Source organism: Sphingomonas sp. SphC10 (assembly GCF_057004845.1).
In genome coordinates, this window is record NZ_CM168044.1 from 2,997,174 (window position 1) to 3,013,441 (window position 16,268).

The 16,268-nt window shown below is 67.9% G+C and carries 10 protein-coding genes; 5 read left to right on the forward strand and 5 right to left on the reverse strand.

Annotation, left to right across the window (positions count from 1 at the left end; genetic code table 11):
• The first annotated feature begins 30 nt into the window (after positions 1-30).
• The 3 genes from rpe (at position 31) to purH (ending at position 4,477) form a co-directional block, all read left to right on the forward strand.
• Positions 31-687, forward strand: a complete 657-nt coding sequence (gene rpe / locus ACWKSV_RS13755) for a ribulose-phosphate 3-epimerase (protein ID WP_076714387.1) — start codon at positions 31-33, stop codon at positions 685-687.
• A gap of 17 nt (positions 688-704) precedes the next feature.
• Positions 705-2,447, forward strand: coding sequence for a heparinase II/III family protein (locus ACWKSV_RS13760; RefSeq protein WP_076714389.1), 1,743 nt, complete (start codon positions 705-707; stop codon positions 2,445-2,447).
• 410 nt (positions 2,448-2,857) lie between these two features.
• Entirely contained in the window at positions 2,858-4,477 is a 1,620-nt protein-coding gene (purH, locus tag ACWKSV_RS13765; RefSeq protein WP_076714391.1) for a bifunctional phosphoribosylaminoimidazolecarboxamide formyltransferase/IMP cyclohydrolase, read from the forward strand.
• Positions 4,478-4,610: 133 nt separating this feature from the next.
• Here purH and ACWKSV_RS13770 read toward each other — a convergent pair whose 3' ends face one another.
• From ACWKSV_RS13770 to nadB, 4 genes are all read right to left on the reverse strand, one after another.
• The gene (locus tag ACWKSV_RS13770; protein ID WP_076714393.1) at positions 4,611-6,125 is read right to left on the reverse strand and encodes a lipopolysaccharide biosynthesis protein; all 1,515 of its coding nucleotides are present in this window, start codon (positions 6,123-6,125) and stop codon (positions 4,611-4,613) included.
• 154 nt (positions 6,126-6,279) lie between these two features.
• Complete coding sequence (gene polA, locus ACWKSV_RS13775; RefSeq protein ID WP_076714395.1) at positions 6,280-9,054, reverse strand: DNA polymerase I; 2,775 nt, start codon at positions 9,052-9,054, stop codon at positions 6,280-6,282.
• Between the two features lie 464 nt (positions 9,055-9,518).
• A complete protein-coding gene (locus tag ACWKSV_RS13780) occupies positions 9,519-10,658 on the reverse strand; it encodes a serine hydrolase (protein WP_443026381.1) in 1,140 nt (379 codons plus the stop codon).
• 183 nt (positions 10,659-10,841) lie between these two features.
• Positions 10,842-12,419 (reverse strand): L-aspartate oxidase, encoded by a 1,578-nt coding sequence (nadB, locus tag ACWKSV_RS13785; protein ID WP_076714399.1) that lies wholly within the window; start codon positions 12,417-12,419, stop codon positions 10,842-10,844.
• 119 nt (positions 12,420-12,538) lie between these two features.
• Here nadB and ACWKSV_RS13790 point away from each other — a divergent pair, with 119 nt between their 5' ends.
• Positions 12,539-13,288: an energy transducer TonB gene (locus ACWKSV_RS13790; RefSeq protein WP_076714401.1), complete on the forward strand. Its 750-nt coding sequence runs from the start codon at positions 12,539-12,541 to the stop codon at positions 13,286-13,288.
• Between the two features lie 154 nt (positions 13,289-13,442).
• Here ACWKSV_RS13790 and pdeM read toward each other — a convergent pair whose 3' ends face one another.
• The gene (pdeM, locus tag ACWKSV_RS13795; RefSeq protein ID WP_076714403.1) at positions 13,443-14,105 is read right to left on the reverse strand and encodes a ligase-associated DNA damage response endonuclease PdeM; all 663 of its coding nucleotides are present in this window, start codon (positions 14,103-14,105) and stop codon (positions 13,443-13,445) included.
• 158 nt (positions 14,106-14,263) lie between these two features.
• Here pdeM and ACWKSV_RS13800 point away from each other — a divergent pair, with 158 nt between their 5' ends.
• The gene (locus tag ACWKSV_RS13800; protein ID WP_191864837.1) at positions 14,264-16,216 is read left to right on the forward strand and encodes a potassium transporter Kup; all 1,953 of its coding nucleotides are present in this window, start codon (positions 14,264-14,266) and stop codon (positions 16,214-16,216) included.
• Positions 16,217-16,268 lie beyond the last annotated feature (52 nt).

Below are 16,268 nucleotides of genomic sequence, written 5' to 3' on the forward strand. Positions count from 1 at the left end.
GGGCGCGATATGGCGTTAAGGACAAATGCCATGCTCCCCGTCCGTATCGCACCCTCCATCCTGTCCGCCGATTTCGCCAAACTGGGCGAGGAAGTCCGGGCCATCGACGCCGCTGGTGCCGACTGGATCCATATCGATGTGATGGACGGGCATTTCGTGCCCAACATCACCATCGGCCCGGCGGTGGTGAGGGCGTTGCGCCCGCACACGACCAAGCCGTTCGACGTGCATCTGATGATCTCGCCGATCGACGCCTATCTCGACGCCTTTGCCGAGGCCGGGGCGGACACGATCACGGTCCATCCGGAGGCGGGGCCGCATATCCACCGCACGATCCAGCACATCAAGGGGCTGGGCAAGCGCGCCGGTGTCGTCCTGAACCCCGCCACGCCCGCCAAGATGCTGGATTACCTGATCGACATGGTCGACCTGGTCCTGGTGATGAGCGTGAACCCCGGCTTCGGCGGGCAGAGCTTCATCGAGAGCCAGCTCAAGAAGATTTCGGCGATCCGCAAGATGATCGAGCATTCGGGCCGCGCCATCGACCTGGAGGTGGATGGCGGGGTCGATCCGGCCTGGGCCAAGCGCTGTATCGAGGCCGGGGCCGACGCGCTGGTCGCGGGCACCGCCGCCTTCCGGGGTGGTCCGGAGCATTACGCCGCGAACATCGCCGCTCTGCGCGGTTGAGCGGGCCGTTGACTCAAATGCGCGATCGCATGGGGGCCGAAGAGGCCCGTATCGCCGCCGACAGCATCGAGGAAGGCAAACGCCTGGTCCGCGTCCAGAGCGGCGGCCTGTCGCTCGCGGATCGGCTTAGCGAGCATCTTCACCGGCTGACCTGGCGTACGCCGCTGCATTCGCTGCGGCTGAAGGGGCGGCATCCGCTGAAGCTGATGGCGGTGCCCGAGGACCCCGTATTGGGCGATATCGAGCGCGGTCATGCGCTGCTGGGCGGGGTGCTCGACTGGCGGGGCGAGGAGCGCGGGGTCGAGTCGATCGATTTCGCCCGGCCCGACTGGTCGACGGGTTTTGCCGATCATCTGCACAGCTTTGCCTGGCTGCGCGACCTGTCGACCGTCGCGACCCGGGCGCAGGGCGCGCCGATCGCCGAGTATCTGATGGGTCGCTGGCTCGACGCCTTTGCCGAGACGGTCGATGCCGTCGCTTGGCGCCCCGATCTCTGGGGGCGGCGCATCCTGTTCTGGACCGCGCATGCGCCGCTGATCCTGTCGTCCGACGACCTCGTCTATCGCTCGCGCGTGCTCAACACGATGGCGCGGGGCGCGCGGCATCTCGATCGCGGCGCCGACAAGGCCCCGCCGGGCGTCGCGCGCATCGCGGCATGGTGCGGGGTGATCGCGGCCGGGCTGCTGCTGGCGGGCGGCGATCCGCGCCAGGCGTTCGGTGAGGCGGGGCTGGCCCGCGCGCTCGATACCGGGCTGTTTCCCGACGGCGGCGTGATCGCGCGCAGTCCGGCGGTACAGCTCGACGCGGTGATGCTGCTGACCATGATGCGCGAAGTCTATGACGCGCGCGGCCTGGCCTTTCCCGAACAGTTCCAGACGCGGTTGCAGCGGATGATCTCCGCGCTGCTCGGCGTCATGCATGGCGACCGGGCGCTGTCGAGCTGGCAGGGCTCCGGCCCCGAAACGCCCGAGCGGATCGCCGCCGTGATCGAGGCGTCGGGCGTGCGTACCCGGCCGCTGCGCCAGGCAGGCGACTGGGGCTATCAGCGGCTGGCGGCGGCGCAGGCGGTGCTGGTCATGGACGCCGCCCCCCCACCGATCGCCCGCGCGATCGAGGGTGGCTGCGCCTCGACCCTGGCCTTCGAGTTTTCGGACGGCGCGCAGCGGATCGTCGTCAATTGCGGCGGCGCGCGCGCCACCGTGGCGCAGGTGCCCGCCAGCCTGGCCCATGGCCTGCGCACCACGGCGGCGCATTCGACGCTGACGCTGGGCGACAGCAACTCCACCGCCATCCATGCCGATGGCACGCTGGGACGCGGCGTCGCCGAGGTGGAGCTCAGCCGCCAGGAGTCGGACGCGGCCAGCCGGATCGAGGCGAGCCATGACGGTTATGTCCGCCGCTATGGCTTCACCCATCGTCGCCAGCTGCTGCTGACCGGCGACGGGCGCGAACTGCGCGGCGAGGATGCGCTGCTGCCCGAGGGGCGCAAGCGGCAGGCGGGCAGCACGGTCTTCGCCCTGCGCTTCCATCTGGGCGACGGGGTGGAGGCGATGGTGACGGCCGAGAGCGGCCAGGCGATCCTGCGGCTGGAGGACGGCGCGCTGTGGCAGTTCCGCTGTCGCGGCGGCATGCTGGCCATCGAGGAGTCGCTGTGGATCGACGGCACCGGACGGCCGGTGGCGACGCAGCAGCTGGTCGTGACCGGCGAAACGCCCGCGGGCGGCGCGCATGTCAGCTGGGCATTCAAGCGGGCGCTTTAAGAAGGATCGTTCGCGCGGAGGCGCGGAGAACGCAGAGATGACTGGCCTGGCTCATGCGCAGGATTCCTCTCAGGCCATTGCTGATCCGAGCGGCTTGCCAGGGGAACAAACCCCTCCGCATTCTCCGCGCGAACGATCAAATTCCTCCCCTGGAAGGGGAGGTGGCAGGGCGCAGCCCTGACGGAGGGGTGTCGCCCTCTCGATAGCGCTACACCCCTCCACCAGCTTGGCTGGTCCCAGTGACAGGTCGATCATGCCCCCGGCATGATCTGGATTGCCTGGGAGGCAATCCACCTGCCACTCCTTGCAAGGGAGGAAAGGCGCATACCCCGAATCACATTTTGCGCTTCGGCGAATCGGAGTCTATCGGGTCCGCAAACTCCCCTTCAGCATGTAGGACCCGCTGCCCGATGGCCGTTTCGCTCCCCTCCGCTCCCTCCGTCGATCTCGTGCCGGTCCGCCGCGCGCTGCTGTCGGTGTCCGACAAGACCGGCGTCATCGACCTGGCCCGTGCGCTGGCCGAGCGCGGGGTCGATCTTGTCTCGACCGGCGGCACCGCCAAGGCGATCCGCGATGCGGGCCTGCCGGTGCGGGACATTTCCGAGGTCACCAACTTCCCCGAGATGATGGACGGCCGGGTCAAGACGCTGCACCCGATGGTGCATGGCGGCCTGCTCGCGGTGCGCGACGACCCCGCCCATGCCGCCGCGATGACCGAGCATGGCATCGGCGCGATCGACCTCGTGGTGGTCAACCTCTACCCCTTCCAGCAGACCGCCGCGAAGGGCGCGGAGCGGCCCGAGATCATCGAGAATATCGATATCGGCGGCCCGTCCATGGTCCGCTCGGCAGCCAAGAATCATGGCTATGTCTCGATCCTGACCGATCCCGCCGACTATGCCGACTTCCTGGCCGATCTGGCCGCCCATGACGGCGCCTCGACGTTGAAGACCCGCCAGCGCCTCGCCGCCAAGGCCTTCGCCGCCACTGCCGCCTATGACTCGGCGATCGCGCAGTGGTTCGGCTTCGTCGACCAGGGAGAGGCGTTCCCGGCGACCCTGCCGCTCGCTTTCACCAAGCATCCCGAAACGCTGCGCTATGGCGAGAACCCGCATCAGGTCGCCGCGCTCTATCTGCCGCAAAAGGGCGGTCAGGGCATCGCCCAGGCCGAGCAGTTGCAGGGCAAGGCGCTGAGCTACAACAATCTCAACGACGCCGACGCCGCGCTGGAACTGGTCAGCGAGTTCCTCGACGGCCCGCCGACCGTCGTCATCGTCAAGCACGCCAATCCCTGCGGCGTGGCGAGCGGCGAGACGCTGCTGGAGGCCTATCAGGCGGCGTTCGCCTGCGACACGGTGTCGGCGTTCGGCGGCATCATCGCCTGCAACCGTCCGCTCGACGCCGAGACGGCGGAAGCGATCTCGGGCATCTTCACCGAAGTGGTGGTGGCCCCGGACGCTTCGCCGGAAGCGCGTGAGATTTTCGCCAAGAAGAAGAATCTGCGCCTGCTGCTGTCGGGTGAGCTTCCCAACCCGGCACGCCCCGGCCTGATGATGAAGTCGATCGCGGGCGGCCTGTTGGTCCAGAGCCGCGACAATGGCCGCCTGACCGACGGCATGCTGAAGGTCGTGACCAAGCGCGCGCCGACGGAGCAGGAACTGGCCGATTGCCGCTTCGCCTGGACGGTGGCCAAGCATGTGAAGTCGAACGCGATCGTCTATGCCAAGGGCGGCTCGACCGCCGGTGTCGGTGCGGGCCAGATGAACCGTCTGGAATCGGCGCGCATCGCGGCGTGGAAGGCCAAGGACGCCGCCGAGAAGGCGGGCTGGGCGGAACCCCGCACCATCGGTTCGGCGGTCGCGTCGGACGCCTTCTTCCCCTTCGCCGACGGCCTGCTCGCCGCGGTCGAGGCGGGCGCGACGGCGGTGATTCAGCCGGGTGGCTCGATCCGCGACGACGAGGTCATCGCGGCGGCGGACGAGGCGGGCCTGGCGATGGTCTTCACCGGCATGCGCCACTTCCGGCATTGATCGGGCTGTAGTTCCTCCCCTGCAAGGGGAGGTGGCAGGCCAAAGGCCTGACGGAGGGGTGTCCCGCTCTCGATAGGGCGACACCCCTCCACCAGCTTCGCTGGTCCCCCTCCCCTTGCAGGGGAGGAAAAGGTTACCGTGTGATCCCGCCCGCATTGGGCAGCGTCGCCTCCTCCGCGCTTGGCGCCTTGCCGAACAGCGCCCGGTCCGCCGGACCGAAGGCCCAGCGCCACAGCACCAGCAGATAGGTCGCCGCGATGGCGGGCTCGCCGAACAGCAGTTCGGCCCATTCCAGCCGCTTGGGCAGCAGGGTGAACGCGCCCCCGACCACGACCGCCGCACCGGCCGCCCAGACCAAAGGCCAGCGGAACGGCGATACCGGCGCCTTCAATATGCCCGACAACACGCGCGCCTTGATGACCGAGGTCATGGTCACGCTCATGGCCAGCGCCACCGCCGGGCCCGCCGCCGCCCAGGTCTGTGGCCAGCCGAGCGCGCGCATCCCCAGGATCAGCGCGAAGCTCAGGCCGATCTGTACGCCCAGCATCGCGATCGAGATCATCAGGTTGCGGTGCCGCGCAGTATAGACCAGCGCCGACTCGCATACCGCGCCGGTCGAGGCCAGCACCTCGGCGAACAGCAGGAAGGCGAGGGCGGCGGTGCCCGACACGAATTGCGGGCCGACCACGCCCATCACGCCTTCGCCCGGAATCGAGCCCATCAGCGCCAGACAGCCCTGCGCCGCCATGATCCAGAAGGCGACCTGCCGCACCTGCCGCGCGATCGCGCCCATGTCGCCATTGGCCAGGCTCTGGGTAATGACGGGGCCCAGAATCGGGTCGAAACTGGTCTTCAGCTTCTGCGGCAAGGACGCGACCTGCTGCGCCATGTAATAGATGCCGACGATGCGCGGTTCGAACATCACGCCCAGGATGAAGCGGTCGACATTGCGCGTGCCCCATTCCAGCGCGTCCGCCCCCGCCAGCGGCGCATTGGCACGGGCCAGCGCGAAGACGCGGGCGAGGCGGGGGCTCCATCCCTGCGGCAGGCCATAGCTGCGCAGGAACGGCACCAGGCTGGCGATCAGCGCCGCCGTCATCGACGCGACATAGGACAGGACGAGGCCGTCGCGGATGGTGAAGAAGGAAAAGACCCAGGCGGCGATCGAGATGGTCCAGGGCTCGATCACCGCCCGTGCGGTGACGGTCGCCTTGACGTTGTGGCGATAGGCGAGCGCGGCCAGACTGACATCGGACCAGGCGATGGCGACGATGATGCAGGGCAGCCACCGGTCCAGCCCGGTGATCGCGCTATTGGGGTAGAGAAGCTCGGGAAAGCTCCACAGGACCGCACTGGCCGCCACCGAGGCGAGGAAGGCGAGCGCCATCGCGTCCCAGACGACATGGACATGCGGCCGGTCGGTTGAGGCCAGTGCCTGTGCCAGCCCGCGCTTCATGCCCAGTGTCGCGACCAGCGCCGCCAGCTCGACCACCACTACGGCAATGGCGAAGCGCCCGACCAGATCGGGGCCATAGATGCGCCCCGCGATGAACAGAAAGGGGATGCGCGCCGCCAGCCGCAGGACGAAGCCCGCGATGTTGGTCCGCCCGCCCTTGGCCAGCGCGTCGATGTCCTGGGTCTGGGCCATCAGTGGGCGCAGTGCCCCGAAATCGGCCGACGGCCTGACGGAGGGGTGTCACCGGCCGCGAGGTTGGGCCAAGCTGCCCCCCCATCATGGCTATCGCCATGGTCCCCCTCCCCAAGCGGCGCTTGGGGAGGAATGGGGGTGAGGGAAGCGTGGATCAATGTGCCGCGCCCCAGCTCTTGCCGAAGCCGATCTCGACGCCCAGCGGCACCGACAGCGACACCGCCGGTTCGGCCGCGCCCGCCATCACCTCGCGGATGACCGCGCCCGCCGCCTCGGCATCCGCTTCGGGCGCCTCGAACACCAGTTCGTCATGCACCTGCAGCAGCATCCGGACATGGCCGAGGCCAGCGGCGGCGAGGGCGGGTTCCATGCGGACCATGGCGCGCTTGATGATGTCGGCGCTGGTGCCCTGGATCGGCGCGTTGATCGCGGCACGCTCGGCCCCCTGGCGTTCGCCCTGGTTGCGCGAGGCGATGCGCGGGAAATGCGTCTTGCGGCCGAACAGCGTCTCGGTGAACCCCTTCTCGCGCACGCTCGACAGCGTCTCGGCGATATAGCGGTTGATGCCGGGGAAACGTTCGAAATAGCGGTCGATCATCGACTGCGCCTCGTCCGCCGACACGTCGAGCCGCCCCGCCAGGCCCCAGCGCGAAATGCCGTAGAGGATGGCGAAGTTGATCGTCTTGGCGCGCCCGCGCGTGTCGCGATTGACCTCGCCGAACAGCTCCATCGCGGTCAGGCTGTGGATGTCGTCGCCATTGGCAAAGGCATCGCGCAGGGCGGGCACGTCGGCCATATGCGCGGCCAGCCGCAACTCGATCTGCGAATAGTCGGCCGCGATCAGGACATGGCCGTCCTCGGCGATGAACGCCTCGCGCAACTGCCGCCCCACCTCGGTGCGGATCGGGATGTTCTGAAGGTTCGGCTCGGTCGAGGACAGGCGGCCGGTCTGTGCGCCGGTCAGGCTGTAGCTGGTGTGGACGCGGCCGGTCTTGGGGTTGATCTGCGCTTGGAGCGCGTCGGTATAGGTGCTCTTCAGCTTGGAGAGCTGGCGCCATTCCAGGATCTTGCGCACGATCTCCGCCGCTTCGCCGCCGTCGCGCGCCAGGCGTTCGAGTTCGGTCACGTCGGTCGAATAGACGCCCGACTTCCCCTTGCGCCCGCCCTTCAGGCCGAGGCGGTCGAACAGGATTTCGCCGAGCTGCTTGGGGCTGCCGATGGTGAAGGGGGTGCCCGCCATCGCATGAATCTCGCCCTCGAGCGCGGCAATCTGTCCGGCGAACTCGGTGGAGAGTTGCGAGAGGCGGTCGCGATCGACCTTGATCCCGCGCCGCTCCATGCCCGCGATCACGGGGACGAGCGGGCGGTCGACCATCTCGTAGACGCGCGTCGCCTGCTCCATGGGCAACCGCGCCTTGAACCGCTTCCACAACCGCAGCGTGACGTCGGCATCCTCAGCGGCGTAGCGGGTGGCGAGTTTGAGATCGACCTCGTGGAAGCCGAGCTGTTTCTTGCCGGTGCCGACCACCTCCTTGAAGGCGAGGCAGGTGTGCGACAGATGCGTCGCGGCCAGTTCGTCCATGCCGTGGCCGTGAAGCCCGGCGTCGAGGTCGAAGCTCATGACGATGGTGTCGTCATGCGGCGCGACGGCGATGCCGCGCTCGCCCAGCACGATCATGTCGAACTTCAGATTCTGACCGATCTTCAGGACCGACGGGTCCTCGCACAGTGCCTTGATCCGCTCCAAGGCTTCGGCGACCGGAATCTGTACCGGCACCTCGGCCAACAGGTCGGTGCCGCCATGGCCCAGCGGGATATAACACGCCTTGTTGGGCGCCAGGCACAAGCTGACCCCGACCAGTTCGGCCTGGGTCGCGTCGGTCGAGCTGGTCTCGGTGTCGATCGCGACGAAACCCTGATGACGCGCGTCGGCCACCCATTGGTCGAGCGTCGCCAGGTCCTGCACCGTGGTATAGCCGTCGAGATTGCACGGCTCGTCATCGTCCATCGGCGCGGCGGGCGCGGCTTCTCCGGCGACGGGGGCGGGCGCGGCATCGTCGGTGATCTGGCCCATCTTGGCGATCAGCGAGCGGAAGCCGTGATGCTCCAGAAAGGCGCGAAGCGGCGCATCCGGGATGGTCGGATGCAGCGCCAGTTCCTCCAGCGGCTGCGGCAGCGGCGCGTTGCACTCCAGCGTGACCAGCCGCTTCGACAGCCGCGCATTCTCGGCATGTTCGATCAGGTTGTCGCGCAGCTTGCCCTTCTTCATCTCGGGCGCGGCGGCGAGGACGGATTCCAGGTCGCCATGCTCGACGATCAACTTGGAGGCGGTCTTGGGGCCGACACCCGGCACGCCCGGCACGTTATCGACGCTGTCGCCCATCAGCGCGAGGACATCGCCCAGCTGCTTCGGCCCGACGCCGAACTTCTCCTGGACGTACGCCTCGCCGAGACGCCGGTTGTTCATCGTATCGAGCATGTCGAGGCTGCCATCCTCGACCAGCTGCATCAGGTCCTTGTCGCCCGAGACGATCGTGACCTGCCACCCCTGCGCCATCGCGGCGCGGGCATAACAGGCGATCAGGTCGTCGGCCTCCAGCCCCATCTCCTCGATGCAGGGCAGCGAAAAGGCGCGGGTGGCGTCGCGGATCATCGGGAACTGGGGCACCAGATCGGGCGGGGGCGGGGGCCGGTGCGCCTTATACTGGTCGTACATCTCGTTGCGGAAGGTCTTGGACGACTTGTCGAGGACCACCGCCATATGGGTCGGCCCATCGGCGGCATTGATCTCGTCCACCAGCTTCCAGAGCATGGTAGTATAGCCGTACACCGCCCCCACCGGCTCGCCATGCTTGTTCGTCAGCGGCGGCAGGCGGTGATAGGCGCGGAAGATATAGCCGGAGCCGTCGACGAGATAGAGATGGGGCATATGCTCGCGGTTTAGCGGAACAGAGAGAGGGTAAACAGCCCCTGATCGCACGGCTTTTTGGCGGCTGTGGCGGATGGGTCACGCCATTGCGCGGTTTGTGGGTCGCCCATGAGTAAAGATGTAGAAACGCAGCTTTGCAGGTGATGACGGCGCACTGACCAAAACAAGCCCCTCCCCTTCAGGGGAGGGGTTGGGGTGGGGCCTCTCCATCAGCGTTGCGCCTGCGGAAAGGCCCCACCCCCGGCCCCTCCCCTAAAGGGGAGGGGTGATTCAAGATCGAGTTATTTTGTTCAAAATAATAGTAATTTAGCGGGATTGCTTGTTCAAAATCCTTATTGCTGCGCAAAGATTGCGTGCTGCTTCTTCCGGTTCGACAAAGACATTCAATTATCGCACTGATGACCATTGGATATAATCGGTCAGAGGTTGGGAAACGCCAGTCATCTTGCGACAGTTGTACGCAATCAGTTCGCCACCGCCACCGGCCCCCTCGGCGGCCCCGCCGCATTGGCCACCGCCGCCGCGACATTCTGGATCAGCTGTTGCCGCTTGCGAATATCCTCGGTCGTGTCGCCGATCATCACGGCAATCGCGAAGCGGCGGCCGTCGGGGGCGGTCAGCAGGCCGACATCGTTGAAGCCTGCATTGCGGCGGCCCAGATCCTGGCCGGTGCCGGTCTTGTGCGCGATCTGCCAGCCGCTGGGCACGGCGGCGCGCAGGCGGGCATGGCCGGTGCGCGAAGCCTCCATTGTGTCGATCAGGATACGGGTCGAGGTCTCGGACAACAACTCGCCGCGCGCCAGCCGGGCGAGCGCGTCGGCGATGGCGATGGGCGCGGCGCCGTCGGGCGGATCGCTGACATAGGCGTCGAGCGCGGCCTTGCGTGCCGCCGGATCGAGCCGGTTGCGCGCCGCCTGGAACGCGCCTGCCGCCGCGAAGGCGGGCTGCCACGTCAGACCCGCCGTCTTCGCCTGGAGCAGCCGCTCGCCCGGGCCGAAGCGAATATCGCCCAGCCGCTTGGCGGCGATCATCGCGCGCACCGCCTGCGGTCCGCCGACATAGGTCAGCAGCCGGTCGTTCGCGGTATTGTCGCTCATCGTCAGCGCGCGGTTCAGCAACTCGCCGACCGTGGTGTGATAGCCGTCGCCCTTGACCAGCATCGCGATCGGCTGGTGGAAGACGGTCAGGTCCTCGCGTCGCACGACGATCGGCTCGTCCAGCCGCGCCCGGCCCCGGTCCCGAAGGTCGAGTAGCGTGATCGCAACCCACAGCTTGGAGACGGATTGCTGCGGCAGGCGCTGGCGCCCGCCGACCTCGACGGTCCAGCCGTCATCGACGGCGCGCACGGCAATGCCCTTCTTGCCCGCGAACGACGCGGAGAGGCGGTTGATCGTCGACACCAGCTCGGCAGGCGCAGCGGGCGCGCGGCTGGGGCGGGGCGGGGGGAGCGGCATCGATACCGACACCTGGGGATCGGGCACGCTGGGAGCATGGGACGTCGCGCCGGGGCGTGAATCCGCCCCACAGCCTGCGAGCCCCAAGAGAAGAAACCCGGCAGGCCATGAACGCAGCCCGCCGCTCGATACTCGCTTCGTCACCGCAATACCCCGCAACACAGGGGTATCCTTACGTGTTGACCGGGTGGGGGAAATCCCCGTGTCCGGGGCTTGCGACGAAAGGCCGCACGCGCACGACAAGACGCGAAACATTTTAAATTGCTCCCCTGCAAGGGGAGGTGGCGCGCGAAGCGCGTCGGAGGGGTGTCCCCGCTATCGAGAGGGCTTGCCTCACGGAATCAGGATGGTGTCCACCGCCTCGTCCAGCGTCTCGGGATAATCGAGCGTATAGTGCAGCCCCCGGCTCTCCTTGCGATGGAGGGCGCACCGAACGATCAGTTCCGCCGTCTGGAGCAGGTTGCGCAGCTCGATCAGGTCGGGCGTGACGCGGAAATGGCCGTAATAGTCGTTCACCTCGTCGGTCAGCATGCGGATGCGATGCTGTGCGCGTTCCAGCCGCTTGGTGGTGCGCACGATGCCGACATAATTCCACATGAAGCGGCGGATCTCGGTCCAGTTCTGCTTGATGACCACCTCTTCGTCCGAATCGGTGACTCGGCTTTCGTCCCAGGGGCGGATGGCGGGTGGTGGGGGCAGATCGTCCCAATGCTGCGCAATATGGTTGGCGCATGCCTCGCCATAGACGAAGCATTCGAGCAGCGAGTTGGAGGCCAGCCGGTTCGCGCCGTGCAGGCCGGACTGGGTGACCTCGCCCGCCGCATAGAGACCGGGCAGGTCGGTTCGCCCGTCGCGGTCCACGATGACGCCGCCACAGGTGTAATGCTGGGCGGGGACGACCGGGATCGGCTGCACCGTCATATCGATGCCGAGCGAAAGCAGCTTTTCGTGGATGTTGGGGAAATGCTCGCGGACAAAGGCGGGCGGCTGGTGGCTGATGTCGAGATGGACATAGTCCAGGCCCAGCCGCTTGATCTCATGGTCGATCGCGCGCGCCACGATGTCGCGCGGCGCCAGTTCGGCACGGGCATCGAAATCGGGCATGAAGCGATGCCCGGTCTCGGGGATCTTCAGGTGTCCGCCCTCGCCGCGAACCGCCTCGGTAATCAGGAAATTCTTGACCTGGGTGTTGTAGAGGCAGGTCGGGTGGAACTGCATGAACTCCATGTTGGAGACACGCGCCCCCGCCCGCCACGCCATGGCGATGCCGTCGCCGGTCGCCCCCTTGGGCGCGGTCGAGAATTGATAGGTTCTCCCTGCGCCACCCGTGGCCAAGATCGTCGCGCGCGCCTTGTGCAGCACCACGCGGCCGGTCCGCCGGTCGACGGCATAGATGCCCCAGACATGGCCCGCCCCCGAATAGCGCATCTCGTGGCGGCTGGTTGCCAGGTCGATGGCGACCTGATCGGGGACCATGGTGATATTGGGATGCGCGTCCGCCGCCTTCAGCAGCGCGTCGAGCACCGCCCAGCCGGTCGCGTCCGCCACATGCACTATGCGGCGATGCGAATGCCCGCCCTCGCGCGTCAGGTGCAGCATATTGCCCTCGGTCGCGAAGGGCACGCCCAACTTCTGGAGCCGCGCGATCGCGGCAGGGGCGTTCTCGACGACGAACTCGACGGTGGCGCGGTCGTTCAGCCCGGCGCCCGCGACCATCGTATCCTCGATATGGCTGTCGAACGTGTCGCCGGGTTCGAGGACGGCGGCGATGCCCCCCTGCGCCCAGGCGGTCGAGCCCTCGTTCATCTTGCCCTTGGCCAGAACCGTGACCTTGAAACGGTCGGCCAGGTTCAGCGCGGCGGTCAGCCCGGCCGCGCCCGATCCGACGATCAGGATATCGGATTCGGTCATGCGCGGGCTCCTTGTGGCGCGGATCGGGGTTGCATGACGGTCCTGTGGCACGGACGCGGGGCGGGGGACAGGGGGTTAAGCGGCTTGCGGGCGGGGGCGGGCCTTCCCACCTGTCCCCCATGACGCTGACCCGGCCCGATTGGCGCGACCGTCTGCGCGCAGCCATTCCCACGGCGCTGATCGCGGGGGGGATGGGCTATGCGCTGATCGTCGGGCTGGGCTTTGCGCCGACCCTGCCGATCCCGGCCGAGGCGCTGGACAGTTTCGACGTGCGCCCGCCCGCACCGCCTCCGCCGCCGCGCATCCAGCCCAAGCGGGTCCAGACCCACCGCCCGCGTGGTGCCGCCGCGCCGCCCAATCTCCGGTCGCAGGCGACGCAGGTGGTCGCACCGCCGCCGGTGGTCGTGCTGCCGCCCGTCTCGCCGGTGATCGCCGCGCCGGTCGCGGGCACCGGCTCGCAGGCCAGCCAGGGGGCCTCGGACAAGCCCGGTCCCGGCACCGGTGCGGGCGGGATCGGCAATGGCACGGGCAGCGGCGGGTCGGGCGACGGCGACGGTTATGGCGACGAAACCCCGCCGCGCCGGATCAAGGGGCGCATCAAGGACTCCGACTATCCCCGCGAAGCCGCCGAGGCGGGGGTGAGCGGTAGCGTGACGGTGCGCTATTTCGTCAATGTCGATGGCCGGGTCAGCGGCTGCGTCGTGACCCGCAGCAGCGGCAATCGCGCACTGGACGAGACGACGTGCAGCCTGATCGAGAAACGCTATCGCTACGACCCGTCACGCGATGCCGACGGGCGGCCGGTGCGCTCGATCATCGTCGTCAGCCAGGATTGGGTCCTGGAGCGCGAGCCGCCGGAGGGGCGTTAGGGCCGAGCCCATTCCTCCCCTGCAAGGGGAGGGGGACCAGCGAAGCTGGTGGAGGGGTGTCACCGGTTGTTTGAGCAACCGAACCTCATCAAGTGGGACACCCCTCCGTCAGGCCTTCGGCCTGCCACCTCCCCTTGCAGGGGAGGAATTGGGGTTAGGCCGCGACGGGAAAGCGCAGCATCCGGTCGCGCACCGGCACCAGAGCTTCGGCGGGGCGGCCGACGGCCTGGCGCAGGGCGGGGTGGTCCACGTCCAGCCCGCCGGTCAGCGCGCCGAAGGCGGGCAGGATCAGCTTGTTCGCCGTGCCCACGAAGCAGCGCCGCGCGACCAGCTTGCCGCGCACCCGTAAGCGAAGCTTGGGGTGGAAATGCCCCGACAGTTCGGGGCGTGTCTCGGCCGGATCGGCTTCGTGGCGTAGGACGAGGCCGTCGACCGCCGCCTCCTCGGTCACCGCGCCGCCGCAGCGATCGCGCATCACCGGATCGTGGTTGCCGGTGATCCATGTCCAGGCGGTCGAGCCGGTCAGCGCCAGCAGCATGGCCCGCGCCTCCGGCAGCAGCCGGTCGCAGCCATCCACGTCATGGAAACTGTCGCCCAGGCACCAGACCTCCCGCGCCCCCGTCCGCGTGACGATCGCGGTCAGTTCGCTGAGCGTCGCCAGCGAGTCGTAGGGCGGCAGCATCTGTCCGCCGCCCGCATACCAGCTTGCCTTTTCCAGATGGAGATCGGCGACCAGCAACGCCCCCCGCGCAGGCCAGTAGAGTGCGCCATCGGCCAGCGCCTGGAAAGCATGACCGCCGAACGAAAAGGGAACCATTTCACGCCCATGCGCTTGACGCCTGGCAATATCAAGGGTTTGCAAACGGTCGCCGAAAGCCCTTGCGTCAGGCGCGCATAAGCGTAAAGCGCGCCGTCCTTTTGGCACAGGGGGTTCCGGTGGGCATGACGGGGACGGCAACCGACATGAGGGGCGAGATGACGGGCCATTCGGCGCCATCGACCGACACGGGTGACGCGGGCGTGCAACGCCACCCCGCGCTGGTGGCACTGACCATCGGCGCGATCGGCGTCGTGTTCGGCGATATCGGCACCAGCCCCCTCTACGCCTTTCGCGAGGCGCTGGCGCAATCGGCGGGCGACGGCATCGACCCGGGCGAGATTCTGGGTGTGCTCAGCCTCGCGCTCTGGTCGCTAATCCTGGTCGTGACGATCAAATATGTCGTCTTCCTGATGCGCGCCGACAACCAGGGCGAGGGCGGGGTGCTGGCGCTCGCCGCGCTGGCCCGCCGGGCGGCGGGTGCGCGTTCGCGCATCGCGCTGGTGCTGGGCGCGGCGGGGGCGTCGCTCTTCTATGGCGATGCGATCATCACGCCCGCCCTGTCCGTGCTGTCCGCGATGGAGGGCCTGCGCACCATTCCCGCCGCCGCGTCGATCTTCGACGAGGCCGTGATCCGCATGTGCACGATCGTCATCCTGGTCGGGCTGTTCTTCATCCAGTCGCGCGGCACGGCACAGGTGTCGAAGCTGTTCGGGCCGATCTGTATCCTCTGGTTCCTCGTCATCGGCGGGCTGGGCATCTGGCATATTGCCGACGAACCCTCGATCGCGCGGGTCGTGTGGCCGGGTTATGGCGTCGGCTTCCTGGCCAACCACGGAGTCGTCGGGCTGTTCGTGCTGGGCGCGGTGTTCCTGACCGTCACCGGGGCCGAGGCGCTGACCGCCGATATGGGGCATTTCGGTCGGCTGCCGATCCGCATCGGCTGGTTCTCGCTGGTCCTGCCCGCGCTGGCGCTCAACTATCTGGGGCAGGGGGCTTTCGCCCTTTCCACGCTCGAGCAGGCGGCGGCGAGCGGCAAGCCCTTCACCAATCAGGACTGGTTCTTCCTGATGGCGCCCGAACCGCTTCGCCCGGCGCTGATCGTGCTGGCGGGGCTGGCGACGGTCATCGCGGCGCAGGCGGTCATCACCGGCGCCTTTTCGCTGACGCAACAGGCGATCCAGCTCGGCTTCCTGCCCCGGCTGCGGGTGCGTCAGACCTCGGCCGATTTCCAGGGCCAGATCTATCTGCCCGCGATCAACTGGCTGTTGCTGTTCGGCGTGCTGGTGCTGGTGATCCAGTTCAAGACGTCCTCGGCCATGGCCGCCGCCTATGGCATCGCGGTGACGGGCACGATGGTCGTGACGACCTGCCTGGCCTATCTGGTCGTGCGCCACCGCTGGGGCTGGTCGCGGGCGCTCGCGCTGGCGGCGATCCTGCCGTTCCTGACGCTCGACCTGGTCTTTTTCGGCGCCAATATCCTGCGCGTGATCGAAGGGGGCTGGGTGCCGCTGCTGGTCGGGGCGGGCGTTGGCCTTGTCATCTATACCTGGGTGCGCGGGCGCGGGATCGTGTCGGCCTTCGAGAAGCGCCAGGCGATCCCGCTCGCCGATCTGGCCGCCGCGCTGGCCAAGCGCCCGCCGGAGCGGGTGCCGGGCACGGCGGTGTTCCTGACCGCCAACCCCGCCTCGGCACCGGGCGCGCTGCTCCACAATCTGAAGCATAACAAGGTGCTGCATGCGCAGAACCTGGTGATGACGATCCGCACCGCCGACCGCCCCTATGTGCCCGCCGAGCGCCGCGCCCATGTCGAGCGGCTGGACGATAATTTCGCGACCGTCACGCTGACCTATGGCTTCATGGAGACCCCGGACGTGCCGCGCGACCTGCCGCGCGATCTGGGCATCGAGAACAGGACGACCGGGCTGGACCCGATGAAGACCAGCTTCTTCATCGGCCGCAACACGCTGAAGCCCGAGGCGGAGAAAGGCATGCCGCTGTGGCAGGACCGGCTGTTCATGTTTCTGCAGCGCAATGCCAGCGACCCAACCGAGTTCCTGCGGATTCCGCCGGGCAAGGTGCTGGAACTGGGCGAGCAGGTGACGGTGTAACCCTATTCCTCCCCAAGCTCGCTTGGGGAGGGGGACCGCTCGGCGATAGCCG